This is a genomic window from Paenibacillus nanensis (assembly GCF_003583765.1).
Classification (GTDB): Bacteria; Bacillota; Bacilli; order Paenibacillales; family Paenibacillaceae; genus Pristimantibacillus; species Pristimantibacillus nanensis.
This window is the reverse complement of record NZ_QXQA01000001.1, coordinates 207,784-227,833: the sequence shown is the minus strand read 5'-3', so window position 1 is coordinate 227,833 and position 20,050 is coordinate 207,784. Positions and strand designations below refer to the sequence as shown.

The following is a 20,050-nucleotide window of genomic DNA, read 5'->3' as shown; positions in this document are numbered from 1 at the left end:
CGGGGCTGCCCTCTTTATCGGCGAGCCTGTTCTATTCGGATGCAGCCGGCTTGAAGGAAGCCGTAACATCCAGAAGCTCTTCCTTGAGTTCCTGGAACTCCTCGGTTAGCGTCCAAGCGACTACTTGATGGAAATGCTCCTCCGTCTCGATTGCCGTCACAAGGTAAGTGACGTCGTAGCCGTCCACATCCTCTTCATATTCGAACTGATTCGCTTCGTACCCGCCAATGTCGGCTGCTTTCGAAAGAACCGGCAGCGCGTCTCCTCCCGCGAAGCTCTCCTCTACCAACGCCGAAAAATCGTCAAGCGTGTAACCGGCGTCGAAGTCCGATTTTCTCTCCGACAGCACGATCAAATATTTCTCCTCGTACAGGTTGGCGATCGACAGATCGGCTTCGTCGTTAAGATCGTTCTGAACCGACCAGCTGTCGTCCGCCGTCACTTGAAACTCTCCGTTCAAGCTCAGGAACGTCTCCCGCTCAGACGGTCCGATGATGCTTCCGGGCGTCTTGCTGGCTATCGCGATGCTCGCAACCGCCAGCGCGATCGATACGACGATGGCTCCTACGGAAGCCAGTGTCAGGCCGGCCGGAAACTTCTTGCCGGCAGGCAGCACATCCCGCGCATTCAGAACATAGGTATTCGCGATCATGTCGCCCAGCCGCTGCTTCTTCCTCGTCGCAAGCACGCAAATGCCGGCAGGCAGCGCCCCCATCAGGAACGGGTTCGTATCGACGATACGAAGCGCTGCGCGAATGATCCCCTTGACAAAGCCCGGCGCCCTGCCGTCTTCCCGAACCGCGCGGATGCGGAACAGCAGCTTGCCGACGGTATAGCCCGTCAAGCCTTCAAGCAGCACGTAGTAGAGCAGAACGAAGAGAATAAATGCAAAAATTGCAATACCGAAAAAAGAATCTGGAATAAGCAGCAACGTGATGCCAAAACCGATTAGGAACAGAAAATCGACGACCGTCGCTCCCCAGCGTTTGAAAAAAATCGAGCTGCCGTAATTTTGCATGAAGTTCTCCATCGGGTCTGACGGCGGCGGGGGCGGCGGCGGATACGAATAAGCTTGACCCGTCTGGTAATCCAATACGTTACCTCCTGCTTCTGAAATACGTAATGGCAAGCGCCAGCGCCAGAACGGAGCCTTTGACAATGTCCATCGCGTAATAAGGAACGGACATCATGATGAGGCCGTTGGACAAAATGCCGATCAGCACCGCGCCGACGAAGGTGCCGAACGCGTTAGGCTTGCCCGCGCCCAGCACGGAGAACCCGATAAAAGCAGCGGCCACCGCGTCCATCAAATACGGTCCGCCCGCATTCACCTCAGCGGTCATAACGCGCGAGCCCAGTATAATGCCGCCGATGCCGGCGAATAAAGCCGAGATGAGGTAAGCAAGAAGCCTGTATTTGTTGACGGCGATTCCGGAAAGCTTCGCTGCCTCGGGATTTCCCCCTATCATATACATATAACGCCCATGCTTCGTATAGGTTAGGAAAATATGCACCAGCAGAACAACAACCAGCATGATGATGATGATCCATGGCGCCTTGCCGAGCGCGCCGAACGAATCCGGGATTTGGCCGGTCGCAAATTCGCCGCTTGGCAAAATCATATTTTCGGAAACAGTCGCTCCTCTTGTATACGTCAAAGCGATGCCTTGGAACACAAACATGGTCGCGAGCGTCATCAGCATATCCTGAATTTTAAAATTAATAACAAGGAAGGCGTTCACAAGCCCCACGACAAGGCAAAATAAAAGGGTCACGACAAGTCCGACACCGATATTCTGCCCATGCCAGACAAACATCGAAATGACAAGCGCGTTCGCGATCGAAGCCGTCGAGCCGACGGATAAGTCAAAGCCGCCTACCGCAAGGGATACGGTCAAACCAATTGCGATAATCGTAACGATGGAAATCGATCTTAAAATGTTAATGATGTTCGTATAATTCAAGAAATTGTCCGTCATCGTTCCGAAGAAGACGATAAGCAATAGAATCGTAAGAATAGTCCCGTATTTATAAAGCAGCTGGAACGCGCCCGCGTTTTTGCTCTGCCGTGTCGCTTCTGCACTGTTCATCTGATTAAGCCTCCCGTGCTGTACAGCATGATTTCTTCCTCATTCGTGCGAGCCGTCTCCAGCTCCTTCATGATCTTCCCGTCGTACATGACGTAGACGCGGTCCGTGATCCCCATAATTTCCGATATTTCGCTCGATGCGTACAGGATGCACTTCCCCCGCGAGGCCAGCTCCGCAATCAGGTTGTAAATATCGCGCTTCGCCCCGACATCGACGCCTTTGGTCGGTTCGTCGAAAATGTACACGTCCGCGTCGGCCAGCAGCCATTTGCCGATCGCAATTTTTTGCTGATTGCCGCCGGATAAGTTTCTGACCTTGGCTTGTCCGTTCGGCGTTTTCACCCCGAGATCGCGGATGATCCCATCCGCCGCCTGCTTCTCCCTTTTCCGGTTCAACCAAGCGCCGAGACCGGCAAACTTGGACAGGCTGGAAGCCGTCATATTCACAACCACCGATTCCTCTACAAAAATGCCTTCACGGCGCCGCTCCTCCGGAACCAGCGCCAGGCCGTTCTGCACCGCCCGATGCGGATCCTTCGTCCGAAGCTTCACGCCATTTAAGATCAGTTCCCCTTTTGCCGACTCCGATGCGCCGAACAAGGCTCTGCACAGCTCGGTCTTGCCAGCGCCAACCAAACCGGCCAAACCGACGATCTCGCCTTTGCGCACCGTTAGGGACACACCGTTCACCTTGCCGTTGTCATACATATCCTTTGCTTCAAAGCCCGTCTCGCCAATTTTACTCTCGCGGCGCGGGAATTGTCCGTCCAGCTTGGAGCCAAGCATATGCTCCACGACTTCATGCTGCTCCAGCTTCGCGATTTCCTCCCGAATGACCAGACGGCCGTCGCGCATAATCGTAATGTCGTCGCAAATTTCATACAGCTCGGGGAGGCGGTGGGAAATGAAAATAATGCCTACTCCTTCGGATTTCAAAAGTCTGACCAAAGCGAACAGCGCCTCCGTCTCGCTCTGGCTAAGCGGCGCGGTAGGCTCGTCCAGCACAAGGAAACGGCAGTCCATCGTTACGGATCGGGCGATCAGCACCATTTGCTTCTCCGCCAGCGTCAAGTCCTGGACCAGCTTTTTCGTCGGCACGTTGACCCGCAGACGGTCCAGCACAGCCTGCGCCGATTGATGCAGGCTTCTCCAATGGACGAAATGCTTGCCGTTCATGCCGTGCACCGTCTGCTCCAGCATGATATTCTCTCCGACGCTTAAATTCGGGATAAGCGCGGTGTCCACTTCCTGGTACACGATCTGGATCCCGTACGCCTTCGCGTCCTTCGGACTGCGAATATGCGCGGGCTCCCCGTCGATCCATATCTCGCCCGTATAATGGCTGTAAGCGCCCGACAGCACCTTCATGAGCGTCGATTTGCCCGCTCCGTTCGCGCCGATCAGCGCATGCGCTCTGCCGCTTTCGGTATGGAAATCCACCTCGGTCAGCGCTTGAACCCCCGGGAAGGCGATCGAAATCCCCTTCATTGTAAGCAAACTTCTGTTCTTATCCGCCAAGAGGCGCACCTTCCTCTCCAAACAGGATAGAGCGCCCTCATCCAATGGACAAGGGCGCCTGCATGTTAGAACTGATTATAGCATGAATTCCGCTTACTTGGCGTTTGCTTCTTTTAACGATTTCATCCAATCTTCTTCGAACTCGTCCGTCGTGCCCCAGCCTGGAATAATGTCGGCCAGCGTGGCTACGTTAACGGTTTCGCTGGATTTCTTCAGCTCTTCTTGCGTAATGAGCGCCGCGTCCAGATCGAATGTCGCCGGCGTCTCTTCGCCTGCAAGCTTCTTCGCCGCAATTCGCAGGTTAACCGAGCCGATCATCTTCGCGTCAACAGCTGCTGTCGCCGCCCAAGGGCTGTTCTCTTCCTGCATCGCCTGCAGATCCGCGTTGGACACGTCGATGCCGTAAATTTTAACCTCTGTGCGTCCCGCTTCAACCAAAGCGCGAGTTGCGCCGATTGCGAAGGCGTCCCAAGTCGCGAAGATCGCGTCGATCTCGCCCTTCGGATATTTCGCCAGCATAGCGGCAACCGCATTTTGCGTATCAACGGAAGTGTTATCGGAAGCTACACCGAAACGGTCAACTTCCGTAATGCCTGGATATTTCGCCAGCACGTCTTGATATACCGCGTTGCGGCGTACCATCGGCGGGAAGCCGTCTACCCACAGATAAACGATTTTTGCGTTTTCGCCATGCTGCTTCACGAGCTCGTCCAGCGCGTATTGCGCCAGCGCTTCATCCTTCTGGGAAGTAAGCGTTACCCCTTCGATCTCGCCGATCGCAGGCAGAGAGTCGAACGCGACAACCTCGATCCCTTTTTCTCTCAGCTTCTTAACGGCCTCCACGGAAGCCTCGTTGTCCGCATGGGACAAAATAACCGCGTCAACATCGCTTTCCGCCGCTTGGTTGATGGCATCCAGGAATTTCGCCGTATCTCCGTTCGCAGAGAAGGTGTCTACTTTGAAGCCAAGCGCTTCGCCTTCTTGCTTCGCGCCTGCCAGGAATTGCGCTGTATGATCGTCTCCGCCGATTTTACGGATAACTTTAATGTTGATTTCGCCTTTTTCCTTCAAAGCGGCTGGAAGGTTCTCAACTTCCTGCGCTGCTCCGCCGGACTTTCCAGCATTTCCGGCATTTCCTCCGTTGTTTGCTCCGCAGCCCGTCGCCGCGATCACAATCGCAAGCATAATGGCAAGCACTGCGCTGAACTTGCTTTTTCTCATTGTTTCTCTCTCCCCTTTTGACTGAGTATGTATCGAGTTATTAATACAAGTAATCCTATCGGATTTACATCACAACGTCAATAACTTTTTTCCGTTCAGCCTACCTTGACGCGGGGGAAAGCAAGCGTAAACTCCGTTCCTTTTCCTACCTCACTCTTTATATCGATCCTCCCGTCCATTTTTTTAATAATACTAAACGAAATCATCGTGCCAAGTCCTGTCCCCTTTTCCTTCGTCGAATAATACGGCGTGCCCAGACGCCTAATTTGATCAGCGGTCATACCGCTGCCGGTATCCCGGATCGTCACCGCCGCTTGATCGCCAAGCCGGCCGGTCATTAGCCTTAGCGTCCCCCCCTCCGGCATCGCTTCAATTGCGTTTTTCCCGATATTGATCAGCGCCTGTCTAAATTTCGAGCGGTCCCCCATCGTCGTTAAAGAAGTGTCTTTGGATAACGTAACGACCAGCGTTACATTATTCAAATTCGCGTAAGTGATCAAAATATTGGACAAATAACTCACTTCGGCATTGACGTCGATCAGCTCCATCGACTCTGGATCCGTTCTGGCTAATGACAAGTAATCCGAAATGATCTGCTCCGCCCGGTCCAGCTCCGAGAAGCATATGCCTTTGTAAAACTCCCGTTTATCCGGTCCGACATCGCCGGTACCGAGCAAATGAATAAACCCGCGCACCGCCGTTAACGGGTTGCGGATCTCATGCGCGACAGAAGCCGCCATATCGCTGACGAGCCTCAGCTTCTCGCTTTTCTCCACTTCCTCCCGCATATGATGGTGACGGTTCAGAAATTCTATGAGCGATACGAACCCCCATACCATGATGCCATGCGCCAGATAAAGCGCCGCGGTCAGAAGCGGCTTGTCAATCAGCTGTTCCGGCCGGCCTGTATATGTAAGAAATAAGGAGAGGGTAAGCAGCTTAATAAGCGAGCATTGCGCGATCGCTATTGCGACCTTCCGCCTGAAGGAGGCTGTTTTATATATTCGCTGGAAGAAAAAAACCGTAAGGAAAGCCGGCAAAATGGACAACGTATAGAGCAGATTTTCCGGGCTTCCGAGCAAGTACCGTCCTAGAATAACGGAGCCGAACAGCAAAAACGTAATGACGCCGCCGCCGTACAAGGAGCCGATCGCAAGCGGAATCGAACGAAAATCATAGCTTATTCCATTGTATTTGACCGGAAAACACATCGTGGCGATTATGGCTACCGCGAATAGCGCGAATAACAGCACCCGGTGCAGCAAAGGTTTTTCTCGCAGCCGGTATAGGTACGGATAGAGAATGAACGGCATCGAAATGATAAGCACATTTAATAAAAAATCTTTAAACACTTGCACCGTGTTCCCTCCGTTTATAAAGGCAGCCCCGCTCTATCAACTTCAACATGAACAATATAGCATAAATGGTATAGCCGCACCTCAAAAATATGTATTTTTTTGGACATCTAACTAAAAGAAAAACGCCCCTTCGGGCGCCTCTCCATGCTACCGCTATTCATTTCCCGCAACAAAGAAGGCGAACTGATTTTTCCCTTTGCTTTTGGACAGGTACAGCGCTTCGTCCGCTCTCTTCAGCAGCAGCTCCGTGTCTTCTCCGTCTCTTGGCCACATGGCGCCGCCAATGCTGCAGCTTATATCGACCTTCTCCGCTCCCAGCACATAAGGCTGACGGAGGCTCTCGAGCAGACGGCTCGCGGCTTCTTGCGCTTCCTGCCGCGCTCCGGAAGACGATAGGGATAATATAATAACAAATTCGTCGCCGCCCATCCGGAATACGTCGCCCTGCTCCCTTACGCAGTTCGTCAATCTCCTTGCCGTTTCACGCAAAACCTCGTCGCCTGCGGCGTGTCCATATGTATCATTAACGCCTTTGAAGCCATCCAGATCCAGATAGAAGAACGCAAGTCCTCCCTCGCGCTGCACGGCCTGCTCCCTAGCTTTTTTCCCTCTCGTCTCGAGCGAAGCCCGGTTCAGAAGTCCGGTTAGCCGGTCATGGTGGGCACGGTCTTCCATTTGAACCAGCTCGGATTCCGTCTCGCTCAGTTCACGAATCAAGCCGCGCAATGAGCTGGAGAGCATTTCGATATCCTTTATGCCTTTAGTCAATGGGATTTCCGCTTTCTCTCCGAACCGGAGACGATCGGCGGCGGCGGCAATCCGGGACAACGGCTTGGACACGCGGCCGGCAAGCATCCAGCCTATCCAAGCGAATACAGGCATCAGAATAATGCCAAGCACCGCAATGTCGAATACAAGCTGCTTAACTGGGGAGAATGCCACATCCACAGGCTGTCTAATGATGATGCGCCAGTCGAGCCCGGGATAATTCTGATAACCCGCTCCGCTGGCAAAGCCGGTCAAGTACCGCTTGCCATCCGGCCAGGTCTGCACTTCCCACGCGCGGTCTTCGCTGTTCTCCTCCGCGCCTTCCAGGGTGAGCGACTGCCCTACCCACTCGTTCGGCCCGAGAAGAACGGCATGATCCCTCCCGCTAATGACGAACGCCTCGATCTGGCTTGTCTTCTCCTCTTGCAGCGAATCGAACACCGCGGCTCGAATCTCCTCCGACCATTTCCAGCTGAGATGCGCCGCGAGCACGCCTGAGAATTTCCCTTGACCGTCGTAAAGCGGCGTACTGATGTCGACAAGCTTCAAAGGCTCTCCCGACGGATTCGGCAGCAGCTTGGCCAGCAGCACGGCATCATGCACATCGCCGATGAATGGCTCCTTTAGCGCCTCCTTGAACACGGGACGTTCCGCAATACTTTCGCCAAGCAGGATATTTCCGGTGGACGCAACCACCTTCCCTTCCGTATCGGCAATTCCAACCCAGGAGAAGGAAGGAATATTGCGGTTCAGCTCCTGCAGCAGCTCATGCCCTTTCTCCTGCTGTTCCGGTTCCTTGACTGCATCCAGCTTGCTCAGAAGCAATACTTCGTTGTAGCGCGACCACATGTAGTGCTCCAGCTTGTCCGACATTTGGCTTGCAAGCGCTGACAAGGATCCGCCGATTTCGTTTTTGAGCGCGGCGCTTGTCCTTCCGCTGACCGTGACGCTCATCGAAATAACGACTATAACGATTAACAATGCAAACGATAACGAAAAAAAAGTTCTTACCTTGATGTCCGTAGCCCTCCCCAACCAAAACTGTCGAATTATGTCGGATTATTACATATAAGCAACATTATATTTCAGTTACAAATTGAAAGGAAGAAAAAATAAAAGAACGCGGCCAATATCCGCGTTCTTTTCCTGCGAATCTCTCTATCTTTCCTTATTGGTTGACGCGCGAATCCTGCGGATGCGGCTCCGATACCAGCTCCGCCGCTCTCGCATTCGATTCCACCTGAGCTGGGTCCTTGCAGCCCGGAATAACCGTCGTAACCGCCGGATGCTTCAGGCACCATGCCAGCGCCCAGCTTGCCATATCCACGCCTTCAGGCACCTCTTCTTTGCGAATACGCTCCACTTCTTCAAGCTTCTGGCGAGTCGCCTCCGCATCGTGGCGATGACGCACATCGTTGCCCGCAAAGACGGCGCCCGGCTTATATTTGCCGCTCAAATACCCGCTGGCAAGCGGCACGCGCGCAAGCACGCCTAAATTCTGCTTCTCGCATGACGGGAATACGCGCTCCTCCGGCATTCTATCCAACCGATTGTAGACGACTTGGATCGCTCGCGAGCCTACCCTCGTAGAAGCCTCCGTCTGATGCAGGTTATCGTTACTGCCGATCGATGTGCCCAGAAACCGGATTTTCCCAGCCTCAATCTGCTTGTCCAACGCCGTCCACAGCTCGTCATTATCAAACGCGGCATCAGGTCCCGAATGGAATTGGTACAAATCGATATACTCGATTCGAAGCGCCTTCAACGAAGCGTCCAGCTGAGCCACAACGCCCGCCGCATCGAACGAATCCGTCCGCGTGAACAGATCGTGGAAATGATGGCCGAACTTCGTTGCGATAACCCAATCCTCACGGTTTCTGCGGCTAAGGTAATCGCCGATCAAACGCTCCGACAGGTGGTCGCCGTAGCATTCCGCCGTATCGATGAGATTAATCCCCAGCTCATGGCCCTTATCCAGAATCGCGTCCGCTTCCGCTTGGGTATATTCTCTTCCCCACTCGCCGCCAAACTGCCAAGTTCCAATACCGATTACCGAAACATCCAGCCCGGTGCTGCCTAATCGTCTATATTTCATCATTGTCTCTCCTTCCAATTCGAAAGTAAGCTGTCCGCTTCCATTATAATCCTTGCACTCGTCAAAAAAAAATGCCAAGCGTCTATGAAATTTGCGCCGCTTCCTCAGGTACAAGAGTACAAGCTCACCCTCTCCTGCTGAATACGCTAGGTATTAATGACAAAGGAGTGATGACTTATCGCAACATTCAGAGCTAGACTGCGGGGAAGAAACGAAGTTCCCCCTGTCCGTACGAACGCGTCCGGCTTTGCCGTGTTCACCGAATTCCTGCGCAAGGGCGGCTCGAGCTCGGGCGGCGGTATCGGCAGCGGCGCGGTGCCGGGCGGCGGCAGCGGCGGCGGCATCGGCAGCGGCGCGGTGCCGGGTGGCGGTAGCGGCGGCGGCATTGGCAGCGGCGCGGTGCCGGGCGGCGGCAGCGGCGGCGGCGGCATCGGCAGCGGCGCGGTGCCGGGCGGCAGCAATGGCGGCGGTATTGGCAGCGGCGTGACGTATAGCAATCGCAGCGGAATCGGGACGGGCGTTACCGTCAACAGACATCTTCAGCTGAGGTTTAGACTTAGACTTTTCAATATCAGACGCGTAACGGAGGCCCATATTCATCTGGGACGGCCGGGGACGAACGGGCCGATCGTCGCTTATTTGTACGGGCCGAACAGAAGCGGCGTCTCGTTCACCAGCGGAACCATAACCGGCACCCTTCAGGACAGCGATCTTGTCGGCCCTTTAGCCGGAACCTCGATCGCCCGCCTGGTTCGGGAAATTCAACGCGGCAACGCTTACGTTAATGTCTACACACGCAGGAACCCCGGCGGCGAGATCCGCGGCCAAATTTCCTAAAACGAGCATTCCGGATAATGGCGTTTTACCGTATATCCGAAAAATCCGCCTCTACCTTGGGATAAGCGAACACGTCCTCTCCGGCATTTGCGCATACGATAACGCATCATTGATGAAGGAGTGATCACTTATCGCGACGTTCAGAGCTAGATTGCGAGGCAGAAACGAGGTCCCTCCCGTCCGCACGGACGCTTCCGGCACGGCTACGCTTACCGAAGTGTTCCGCAGAACGAACGGAAGACGCGTAGACCGCCTTCGCTTCAGACTCCGTCTCTTCGATATCAGACGCGTAACGGAAGCGCACATTCATCTGGGACGGCCAGGAGAGAACGGACCCGTCGTCGCTACCCTCTTCGGACCGAACAGACGCGGTGTAACCTTTTTGGACGGAACTGTAACGGGCACGCTGAGAGACCGCGATCTTGTCGGTCCTCTTAGAGGAAGCACCATCCGCCGTCTTGTTCGCGAGATCGAACGCGGCAACGCCTATGTAAATGTTCATACCCGCAGAAACCCGGACGGCGAGATCCGCGGCCAGCTCCGCTAATGCAGCCTAAATACGCCAAGCCTAAAAGGCTTGGCGTATTTTCATTTATATTCCGCCCTCAGCCGAGATGAAAAACGATCCCGCCTATGCTACAATACGGGAGTTGAATTCTCTCGAAACTGTTTAATCGCTCAGGAGGCTTAATTGCGCATATGCTTATTATAGGAATCGCCGGCGGCACCGGTTCAGGCAAAACAACGGTAGCCCGCTCCGTCATCGACAGACTCGGAACGGATAAGGTTACGTTTATCTCGCAAGACAATTACTACAAGGAGCATTCGCAGCTCAGTATGAGCGAACGCGAAGTCGTCAACTACGATCACCCTCTCGCTTTTGACAACGAGCTGCTGATCGAGCATTTGGTCAAGCTGAAAAGCGGCGAAACCGCTTATGCGCCGGTATATGACTTCACTGTACATACCCGGTTTGCGAACAAGCGGATTGAGCTGAAGCCGAATCCCATCGTGATTCTCGAAGGCCTTCACGTGCTGTCGGATGAGCGGCTGCGGGAGCATCTCGACATCAAAGTATTTGTCGATACCGACCCCGATGTCCGCATCCTTCGCCGCGTGCTCCGCGATATTGAAGAGCGCGGCCGGACGATTCAATCGATTCACGACCAATATATGAACACCGTCAAACCTATGCACGAAGCGTTCATTGAACCATCGAAAAAATACGCCGACCTCATCATCCCCGAGGGCGGACATAATCAAGTCGGCATCCAGCTTCTATCCGTGCTGACGGAGAAATATTTGAGCGGCGACCGCGAATGGGGCGCCGGGCATTAATCGAAATAAGAATGGAGCATGGCCATGCAGGCCTGCTCCATTCTTATTTTATAGCAAGCGGCTGCCGCGCTAAGCTACCGGCAGGCTCCCGCTCCCCAACGGCTTCCGGGCATCTGCCGGAAAACGCAGCGTGACGGTTGTCCCCTCTCCGGGCTTGGACTCCGCCTCAATACTCCCATGATGCGCAAGCGCAATCGACCGGGCGATGCTCATGCCGAGCCCCCCGCCAGCTGTCTGTTCCTCCGTATTCGTGCCGCGGTAATACCGCTCGAACAAATTGCGCAGCGTCTCTTCATCCATCCCGACACCGTCATCGTTCACGGATACCACCGCTTGTCCTTCAGCCGTTCCAACCCGAACGGTAACGGTTGTGCCATCGGGATTGTGGCGTACCGCGTTCATCAGAACATTGTCCAGCATACGGGCAAACCATTTGTCATTCGCGCTTATCCATACCGGAGCATCATCCTCTTCATAGCGGAACGCTACCCGCTCCATCGTGATGTCGTTCACGTAACGAAGCACCGTCCGCCTGACGAACTCCCGCAGCTCCACGGAATGGACCTCGAACGGCACCTTTTTATTCTTTAACTGGAACGCCAACGAAAAGTCCTGGATCAGCTCGATCATATAATCGCTTTTGTCCCTGATCGTGGCCCCCATCGCTTGTAGCTCCTCATCCGTCCAGCTGTACTGCCCGCTTTCCAGCAAATGGCCGTAGCCTTGAATCGAGCTGAGCGGCGTGCGCAAGTCATGGGAGATGCCGGTCATCCACTCCTCCCTCGTTTTCTCCAGACGGATACGGTCCTGCTCCGCCTCATTCAGCCGTGCGGTCATCTCGTTAAAACCGTCGATGACCTCTTTGTAAAGCTTATACTTCCGGCGAAGCTTGCCGTTTTTGCGATACAGCTTCTTCCTCTCCGTCTCGGTCTGCATCACTCCGTATTGCCCGCTGCCCAGCCGTCTGAACCAACTGATGAATAACAGCAAAGGCTTACCGTACCGGTAGCCGTGATAGATCGAAAACGCAATCGTAACGGCCAGCACGAATCCGCCGATGATCGATGTCCACGTAATGATTTCCTTAAGCAGCGGCTGCCGCTCATAGGCGGCCAGCCTCGCTTGATGCAGAATCCAATACGTGTCCGTCTCTTCGCTAAGGTACACCGTAATTTGCGTCGGATAATCGCCTTGCAGTTCCTTCATCCGGATCAGCTCGAGCGGCTCGTAGCGCCGAATCGTATAAGGCTCTCCGAACGACTGAAGCGCCTCGCCTTCGCTGTTTATAATTTGAAGCGACCGCTGGGATTGCCGAAGCTCTTCGTTCAGCCTCGCCATATCGCTTTCCCCCACGACCCCGCCGGAAGCATACTGCTCAAACAGCGTTTCAACCGCAACCGCGCCTTCGTTTTTGAAGCCCATCATAAAAAGCACCGATTTCGGAACGCTATTGTCCAGCTTTATCATCACGTCATAAGGTCCATACCGCTTCGTCTCCTGCATCCGAAGCAGCTCTCCCGGAGCATAGGATCGCGGCAGATCATCGGGAGCATTCGCCGAATAGACCACCTCGCCTTTGCTGTTCACCACTTGCAGCCAGTATTGATGCTCTTTCAGCTGTCTCTCCCAATGTTTCGGCACTTCGGCTTGATTTTCGCTCGTTAAGGTATCCATAATGATCGCGTCCAGCGAGCCGACCGGGAAGGTCCGCTTCAAATCCTCATTCACCATGATTTGCGAAAGCAGAAGAAAAATGGTCGTTACGGCGACGAGCACAAACGCGAACAACAGCAGCATTTGAAAGATAAAATGCAGCGTCAGCCTTCTGCCGATAATGCCGCGCTTCATGCCCGCTTCTCCTTCATAAGCTTGTAACCGAGCCCTCTCACCGTTAGAAGAAAGCAGGGCTCGCTCGGATTCCGTTCGATCCGTTCCCGAATTTTGCGGATATGAACCATCACCGTATTGTCGTCGCCGTCTCCTTCCATCCCCCATACCGCTTCGTACAGCTGCGATTTCGAGAAAACAATGCCCGGGTTTTTGCATAGAAAGAGAAGCAGCTGGTAAACCATCGCGGGACAGGCGACCGGCTCCCCCTCCACCATCAGCTCGCCCGCAGCGTCATCCAGCACAAAGCGGCCGAAGTCATAACGCTGCCGCTTATCCTCGGGAAGCGGCCCGCTTTGGCGCGCGCCGTTCCGCCGAAGCCTCGCTTTTATTCTGGCCGCAATCTCCAGCGGGTTGAATGGCTTTGTGACGTAATCGTCCCCACCCGTCGCAAAGCCCGTCAACACATCCAGATCGGAAGCGCGGGCCGTCAAAAAAATAATCGGAGCATCCGTAAGCTCTCTAATTTTCGGGCACAGCTCGAAACCGGTCTGATCCGGAAGCATGACGTCCAGCAGCACGATATCCGCTCCGTGCTTCTCCAGCAGCCGCAGCGCCTCCGCCGCGTTATACGCCGCGTACAAATGGCGAAAGCCCTCCTTGCGGAGCGTCATCTCCAGCATGACCGTAATGGCCCGTTCGTCGTCAATCATCATAATTTTTGCGTTTGAAACATCCAACCGTAATCCCCTCCGGCCATTATTTTACTATAGGAACCTTAATTTCCGTTTAACTGCGCCGTAAAAATTTAACAAACCATAAGGCAGTCATAATGTACTGGTAAATTGGGGCATATACAATAAGGCCGAGGTGAAGATGCAATGATACAAACGATGGAAAGACAAAGCCTGGTCGACGAGATACGCGGATTCAGCCTGCTGGGCATTCTGATGGCGAACATGCTTATTTTTCAATACGGCATGTGGGGAATGGACGAAATGGAGCTGTTCGGGCAAACGTCCTTTGACAGCTGGGCCCACAAAGCCGTCAAAATTTTCATTGAAGGCAGCTTCATGCCTATTTTCTCGTTCTTGTTCGGCTTTGGCTTGTTCAAGCAAATGCAGAGCCAGGAGGCAAGGGGCGGCAAGTTCAGAAGAGTGCTGCTGCGCCGTTTTCTGATGCTGCTCATCTTAGGCTTTTTGCACAGCTATTTTATATGGGACGGGGATATTCTGCTCTTCTACGGAGCCATTGGCTTCTTGCTGCTGTTGTTCTTAAGACGAAAAGCGAAAACGGTCCTCATCTGGGGAATCGTGCTGCTGTCGCTGTTCGGGTTAGCCGGTCTCGGGATATCCGGCACGGATATGAATGTGACGCCGGAGCAGGAGCGTAAAACCGAGCAATACGTCGAGAAATCGATCGAGGTCTATCAGACGGGCACTTACGCGGAAATTACCCGCTTCCGCAACAATGAACCGGTGCCGATGGTAGATGACCCTCTCTTCCTCATGATTGCTCTGTTTCTGATCCCGTTTATGACCGGGCCGATGTTCCTGTTCGGCATATACGCGGCCAAAACCGGCCTGTTCGAGCAAGCGAGGACAAAACGAGCCTTCTACGCCAAGGGAGCCGCCATGTTTATCGTTCCGGGATTGATTCTCAAAACGCTCGGCGTCATTTCGCCCGGCTTTATCATCAGCGGAATCGGCAAAACGGCGGGGATGCCGCTATTGTCCATCGGTTATATTTTAGGACTGGCATGGCTGTTCACCCTTAAGGAGGCAGGAATGGTTCGGAAAGGGTTCGCCTCGATCGGCAAGCTGTCGCTGTCCAACTATTTGACGCAATCGGTCGTCTGCACGACGTTGTTCTACGGCTATGGCTTCGGCTGGTTCGGAAAGCTCGGAGTGACGGCCGGCATCGGAATCGCGCTGCTCCTCTACATCTTGCAGATGATCGTCAGCACCTGGTATGCCGGCCGATTCCGCATCGGTCCTGTCGAATGGCTCATTCGGGCATGGACGTACTGGAGCTGGCGCGGAAGACCGAAGCGCGCCGTTCTGCCCGGACCTGTCGATACGAACGCGTAGCTGCGTTGATTGCCATTTAAACGCTGCTTTCAAGTTAAATTATCTAAGGGTGTGAGAACGACCACATAAAAAGCACCCATGCCGCAAAAAACGGAAAAATGGAAAGGATCATCAGCCACTTCACGATGACGAATAACCGGAGTTTTATAAGACCGAAGCAAAGAAGCATAATGACTGCAAGAATACATGCGATAATAACCAAAACGAGTAATTGGGATAGAACGGCAATGAAGTCTCGCGCAAGCAGGAAATAAAACATTACGAATACAAACACCAGAGTAAGTCCGAGCCACTTCGCTGAACGCGCACCTTTAGCAGAACCAGCAGACTTGCCGTTCTTGTGAACACCTCTAACCGACGTCAACCGTCCGAAACAATACAGCAGCAGCAAAAAAGCAAAAAAGCTACCGTAAGCATTCATCGAGTACATGTCCACGAGACAGGCCGCCCATACTGCCAATAAAGTATATGTACCTGCTGTGAGATAACTCCCACCTTTATTGTAGGTCAGCATATATCCCATGACAGGCGCATCGTACCAATGCTGTATTTTCGCTTTGCCCGATACCTCTTGCAGTGAGATATGAAGACTTGCAACGAACAGGAACGCCAAAAATAAGATGACTATTCCAGCCATGTGCAGCATCCATAGCCAGAAATTGGACATTGCCGCCCGCCCTGCATAGGCGAACCATGACGTCAATCCGCTGAATAACCCGAACAGCACCCCGGAAGCGATTAGGGTCCATACGGTCGACCAAACGACCGTTGTTAGACTGGCTTCCCTGCTTGGATTCCGTTTTTTCAACGCTACTTCCAGTAAAAGACTGCCCAGCGCATAGACGGCGATTGCTGAGAGTACGGGAACTGTGAGCGTGAACTTAAGATGATAAATCGTCCACGCCGTTAAGGATAAACCGATTGCGCTAACCAATCTTTGAATCAACAAGATGATACGCTCCTAACGTTATTAAGAATTGCAGCATTTCAATAGTAGCAAATTCCTTTTGTTAGTAAAGGATAATTTTATAGAAGAAGAACATCCTCCCACGAGGATGTTCTTTTTTTAGTCCTTATACGGATCGAATTCATCCGCGCCCGCCATGCAGACGCCGATCGGCTTCAGCACATGCAGCACATCGATGGTCTCCGCATGCGCGTCCAGCACCTCCTGCAGCTTGCGGTAGACGAATGGACTTTCATCCGTCCCCGCCCCGCGCAGCTCCACGCCGAAATCCTGCACCGCTTTTTTCATTTGCTCCACTGTAATCGCGCCGCCCGAGCGGGTACGCGTCTTCCAGTTCATTTTGCCAGCCGCCTGGGTACGGCTCATCACGCGGCCCGCGCCGTGCACGGTGCTGTAGAAGGAAGCCCTGCTCTCTTCTGTGTCTCTGCCCCTTACGATCACCGAAATATCCCCCATGCTCCCGCCGATAAAGCCGAGCTGCCCCGGCGCCGACGGCGTAGCGCCCTTGCGGACAACGACGGTCTCCCGGCCGTCGTGCGTCTCCCGCCATGCGAAGTTGTGATGGTTATGCACTTCAAAGTCGGCTTCCGCGCCAAGGATGGACAACGCCTGCTCTATGACATAATCTCTCCCCGCATAAGCGTAGCGGCCTGCCAGCTTCATCGCCCGCTCGTACATATCGCCGGTCTCGCTGTCCAGATCGAGCAGCACGGGCGGCTGATCCATCTTTTCGCCAGGAGCGTTCGCCAGAAACTCGCGGCCCGCCGCCAGGTTGAGAAAGCCGCTGGCCGTTTTGTGGCCGAAGCCCCGGCTGCCGAAATGATTCCCGATCCACAGCCTGCCGGTTTCCGGCTCCTCGAACAAGTCGACGTAGTGATTGCCGCTGCCGACCGTACCGAGCTGATCGCGGGCCAACGCCTTCAGCTTGTCGTGTACGGCCTTGCCGATTGCCGAATAAACCGCCCAATCCGGATCGTCGAACAGCTCATGGTCCACCTTCTCGCTGTTCACGCGGCCGACGCCGAACGATATTTTGCGCGCCAGCTCGTTCATGATACCGGCGAGGCGAGGCCGAATATCGGCCGCCATGAGATTCGTGCGGACGGCCTTGTTGCCGCATGCGATATCGTATCCGACGCCCGACGGCGATATTTGCCCCTCGTATGCGACGACGCCGCCGATCGGCTGGCTGTAGCCTTTATGATGATCCGCCATAAGCAGCGCCTGTACAACGTTGCCATGCATGGCGCATGTTTTCGCCTGCGACAGCGCGCCTTCCTCAGGCTTCCCCCATACGCGTACGCCATCTATAATTTGATAAGTCATATGATCACTCCGTTTTATTGCCCCTACAGCCTCGGGTCGATATCCTTTTCCTTCTCGACCTCGAACAGCAGGCTCGCCGCAATCTCCTTATACCTCTCATTATCCGGCGAGATGTCGTCCAGCTTGATGGCCAGAAGACTTTGACCTAGACGATGCTCGCTCAAAGAAGTTTGCAGCTTGGGCATCATATTTTTTTGCTTGAGCAGTTTATTATATTTGTGAGGGAATTTGTAATCATATCCGTAAATGATCGACAGATATCCGGCATTCCGAACCTTTAGGTACGGAACAACGCCCTGCTTCTCAGCCTCCGGCTTAATGACTACCCCCTCCATGCCTTGCTCGGTTGTCAGCTGCCGGAAAAACTGCTCCGCCTTCGCATAAGAGGACTTGTCGCTCAAATCCAGCACCAAGCACTCATCATCCGATAAGATCCGGTACATCTCCGAAGTACGGAACTCCGGCAATCTCTCTTCGCCGCTCGTCATCATTTCCTTTAAGATTGCAAAAGGCTTGTAAGCCAGCTCCGCGTCTCCCGCATACAGCTCCATTTGGCGCTTGTACGTCAGATAAGCCGCTTCATGCTCTGCAATCGGAACATAGGCGTCTCTCACTTCCCGCACGTATTTGTAGTTCTGATACACGCTGGGGCCGTATCTCTCGGCAAGCGCCGATTTGGACAACGCAAATTGCTCCTTTTCGAAGCCGCTTGCTTCATATTGCTGAATGAGTCCGGTTAGCGCCTCTTCAAATCCATTTTGTTTCAAAAATGCAAGCTCGGTCTCCAGCGCTTTCTCGATCGGTTTGAATTGGCGCTCGATCAGCCCTTCGCCAAGCGTTTTCCAAGGCATCAACTCGCCGTCCAGAATCATGCCCGCAACTCCATGCTTCTCCATATAACCGCCAAGCCTTGCAAGCAAAGCCTCATAGACGGGCACGATATTGACGGATGTAATCCTGTACCCGTTCCGGCTAACCGCATAGCTGCGTTCCATGTCCCGGAACAGATACACATTACAGCGAGAGCCCATATATTTCGGCTGCAATACCACTTCATGAGCACCGCGTTCACGATAATAATCGAGCCCTTTGGCCAGCGATTCCAGCTCGCCCGCTGCCATATCTTTATCGGCTGGCGACATGGTGCCGGAAATATAATTGATCCGGTTATTCGAGCTGTACCGAAGCCTGCGGACGGATGCGTCGTCAAGCTCTTTCAGCTCAACCTTTTTCTCGTCAGCCTTGAACAAAGCCGGCAGCGGCTCCACTATTGCCGCGTTTTGGGAACGGAAGCTTTTGAAAAACGGTTTGAACGTAATCAGAACGGAGCTCAATTGATTGCCATGTACGCAGCCGGTATCGAGATGCAGCTTATTTTTCAAACGAAACGCCTGCTTCGCCGCCACATGCCCGAATAAGTGATACGGATGGTTGCTCACCGCTTCCTCGCGAAGGAATGTAAGCTGCTCCTCCGTATCGCCTTCACGGTCCAGCCGGAAATTCCGCTGGTGGCGAAGCGAATTCGCGTCCAGCTTGCCGATGTATTTATTCCTGCATGGCGCGTGAGTCACATAATACGTCGGCCCTTCCGTCCCAGTGCGGCGGTAGAATGGCTGCGACTGCTCGACCAGCAGGTTAAATTTTGCTCGAAGCGCCTCATCGGCCGACAGCACGGCTGCGGAATCGAAATACGTTTCCAGCAGCTCAGGGTCTGCTCCTCCAATATCTCCACGCAAATATTTATAGACGAAATTTTCATGATTGCCAAGCACAAGCAGGATATGCTCGCGGTTTGCATACAAAAACTCGACAATCTCCCTTGTCTTTTTCCCCTTATCGATCCAGTCGCCCGCCAATATCACTTTGGTGTCCCGAACCCGGTCCGTTTCTTGAAGCTTGCCGTCGTCTCCAACAAGGAACCCATAGCTTTTCAGAAGCCCCTGAAGCTCGAGCACGCACTCGTGCACGTCTCCGACAACGATATAGTTGTATTCCCGGGGGAGTTGAGTCGCAAGATACGCATCCCAATCTTGAATGTCTACCGTGTAGTCCGGATTCCGCAAATTCGTCGACGGGTCGAAAAAGTTTTTCGCCTTCACTTTGTGGATAGCCGCATACCCCTCGCGCGAAAGAACCGGCAGAACGTCCCGCTTTAGGCGGTTCAAGTGTCCGCTTATCAGCTTCTTCGATCTTTCCGAGCTATAGTAGTCGTCGCGTTTCCGATAATCGAACAGTATCACTTCAACGTTATAGTTGTTCTCTTTTGCAACCTCGCGGACCTTGGCGCGAAAATCGTCGGCGAGTCCGAGCGTATCCAGCACAACAAACTCCGCGTTAATCGGGAATGACGTCACCAGCCTAAGTCTTTCAAACAACAGCTGGAACGCGTGCGAGCTGGCCTCCAGCATGATTTGATCGTACTTGTCGTAGCCGTATCCCAGAATGTCTTGCCGAATGGCGTCCGAGGACAAATACTGGACGTTCGATCTTGCCTGAACGCCTGCTTCACTCCTCTGCAGCTGCGGGATCAGAACCTCCCGCGCAAAGGTTGATTTCCCGCATTCCGTCGAGCCGACCAGCATCAATATCGTATGAACCTTTGTTCGGATATGCATC

Annotated in this window: 16 protein-coding genes; 4 read left to right on the top strand and 12 right to left on the bottom strand. The window is 53.7% G+C overall.

Going from position 1 to position 20,050, the window contains the following annotated elements:
* Positions 1-31: 31 nt before the first annotated feature.
* From D3P08_RS01000 to D3P08_RS00970, 7 genes are all read right to left on the bottom strand, one after another.
* A complete protein-coding gene (locus tag D3P08_RS01000; protein ID WP_119597565.1) occupies positions 32-1,093 on the bottom strand; it encodes an RDD family protein in 1,062 nt (353 codons plus the stop codon).
* A 4-nt stretch (positions 1,094-1,097) separates the two neighbouring features.
* Positions 1,098-2,090, bottom strand: coding sequence for an ABC transporter permease (locus D3P08_RS00995; protein ID WP_119597564.1), 993 nt, complete (start codon positions 2,088-2,090; stop codon positions 1,098-1,100).
* Positions 2,087-3,577 carry a sugar ABC transporter ATP-binding protein gene (locus D3P08_RS00990; RefSeq protein ID WP_119597978.1) on the bottom strand — a complete coding sequence of 497 codons (1,491 nt, stop codon included), beginning with the start codon at positions 3,575-3,577 and terminating at the stop codon, positions 2,087-2,089. Before D3P08_RS00990 ends, D3P08_RS00995 begins: the two co-directional genes overlap by 4 nt.
* A gap of 123 nt (positions 3,578-3,700) precedes the next feature.
* Positions 3,701-4,828 carry a sugar ABC transporter substrate-binding protein gene (locus D3P08_RS00985; protein ID WP_119597563.1) on the bottom strand — a complete coding sequence of 376 codons (1,128 nt, stop codon included), beginning with the start codon at positions 4,826-4,828 and terminating at the stop codon, positions 3,701-3,703.
* 95 nt (positions 4,829-4,923) lie between these two features.
* Positions 4,924-6,186 carry an ATP-binding protein gene (locus D3P08_RS00980; protein WP_119597562.1) on the bottom strand — a complete coding sequence of 421 codons (1,263 nt, stop codon included), beginning with the start codon at positions 6,184-6,186 and terminating at the stop codon, positions 4,924-4,926.
* Between the two features lie 153 nt (positions 6,187-6,339).
* A complete protein-coding gene (locus tag D3P08_RS00975) occupies positions 6,340-7,935 on the bottom strand; it encodes a sensor domain-containing diguanylate cyclase (protein WP_119597561.1) in 1,596 nt (531 codons plus the stop codon).
* A gap of 187 nt (positions 7,936-8,122) precedes the next feature.
* Positions 8,123-9,049 (bottom strand): aldo/keto reductase, encoded by a 927-nt coding sequence (locus D3P08_RS00970; RefSeq protein ID WP_119597977.1) that lies wholly within the window; start codon positions 9,047-9,049, stop codon positions 8,123-8,125.
* 252 nt (positions 9,050-9,301) lie between these two features.
* Between D3P08_RS00970 and D3P08_RS00965 the strand changes: the two genes are divergently transcribed.
* From D3P08_RS00965 to udk, 3 genes are all read left to right on the top strand, one after another.
* Positions 9,302-9,886 carry a CHRD domain-containing protein gene (locus D3P08_RS00965; RefSeq protein WP_162848321.1) on the top strand — a complete coding sequence of 195 codons (585 nt, stop codon included), beginning with the start codon at positions 9,302-9,304 and terminating at the stop codon, positions 9,884-9,886.
* 130 nt (positions 9,887-10,016) lie between these two features.
* Positions 10,017-10,433 carry a CHRD domain-containing protein gene (locus D3P08_RS00960; protein WP_119597559.1) on the top strand — a complete coding sequence of 139 codons (417 nt, stop codon included), beginning with the start codon at positions 10,017-10,019 and terminating at the stop codon, positions 10,431-10,433.
* 152 nt (positions 10,434-10,585) lie between these two features.
* Positions 10,586-11,224: a uridine kinase gene (gene udk, locus D3P08_RS00955; protein ID WP_119597558.1), complete on the top strand. Its 639-nt coding sequence runs from the start codon at positions 10,586-10,588 to the stop codon at positions 11,222-11,224.
* A gap of 69 nt (positions 11,225-11,293) precedes the next feature.
* Here udk and D3P08_RS00950 read toward each other — a convergent pair whose 3' ends face one another.
* Together D3P08_RS00950 and D3P08_RS00945 are read right to left on the bottom strand one after the other, a co-directional pair.
* Positions 11,294-13,072 carry a sensor histidine kinase gene (locus D3P08_RS00950; protein WP_240647180.1) on the bottom strand — a complete coding sequence of 593 codons (1,779 nt, stop codon included), beginning with the start codon at positions 13,070-13,072 and terminating at the stop codon, positions 11,294-11,296.
* Positions 13,069-13,767: a response regulator transcription factor gene (locus D3P08_RS00945; RefSeq protein ID WP_119597975.1), complete on the bottom strand. Its 699-nt coding sequence runs from the start codon at positions 13,765-13,767 to the stop codon at positions 13,069-13,071. Before D3P08_RS00945 ends, D3P08_RS00950 begins: the two co-directional genes overlap by 4 nt.
* A gap of 165 nt (positions 13,768-13,932) precedes the next feature.
* Here D3P08_RS00945 and D3P08_RS00940 point away from each other — a divergent pair, with 165 nt between their 5' ends.
* A complete protein-coding gene (locus tag D3P08_RS00940) occupies positions 13,933-15,141 on the top strand; it encodes a DUF418 domain-containing protein (RefSeq protein ID WP_119597557.1) in 1,209 nt (402 codons plus the stop codon).
* Between the two features lie 43 nt (positions 15,142-15,184).
* Here D3P08_RS00940 and D3P08_RS00935 read toward each other — a convergent pair whose 3' ends face one another.
* The 3 genes from D3P08_RS00935 to D3P08_RS00925 form a co-directional block, all read right to left on the bottom strand.
* Positions 15,185-16,090, bottom strand: a complete 906-nt coding sequence (locus tag D3P08_RS00935; RefSeq protein WP_119597556.1) for a hypothetical protein — start codon at positions 16,088-16,090, stop codon at positions 15,185-15,187.
* A gap of 117 nt (positions 16,091-16,207) precedes the next feature.
* Positions 16,208-17,434, bottom strand: a complete 1,227-nt coding sequence (locus D3P08_RS00930) for an RtcB family protein (RefSeq protein WP_119597555.1) — start codon at positions 17,432-17,434, stop codon at positions 16,208-16,210.
* Positions 17,435-17,457: 23 nt separating this feature from the next.
* Positions 17,458-20,049, bottom strand: a complete 2,592-nt coding sequence (locus tag D3P08_RS00925) for a metallophosphoesterase (RefSeq protein WP_119597554.1) — start codon at positions 20,047-20,049, stop codon at positions 17,458-17,460.
* Between the last annotated feature and the right edge of the window lies 1 nt (position 20,050).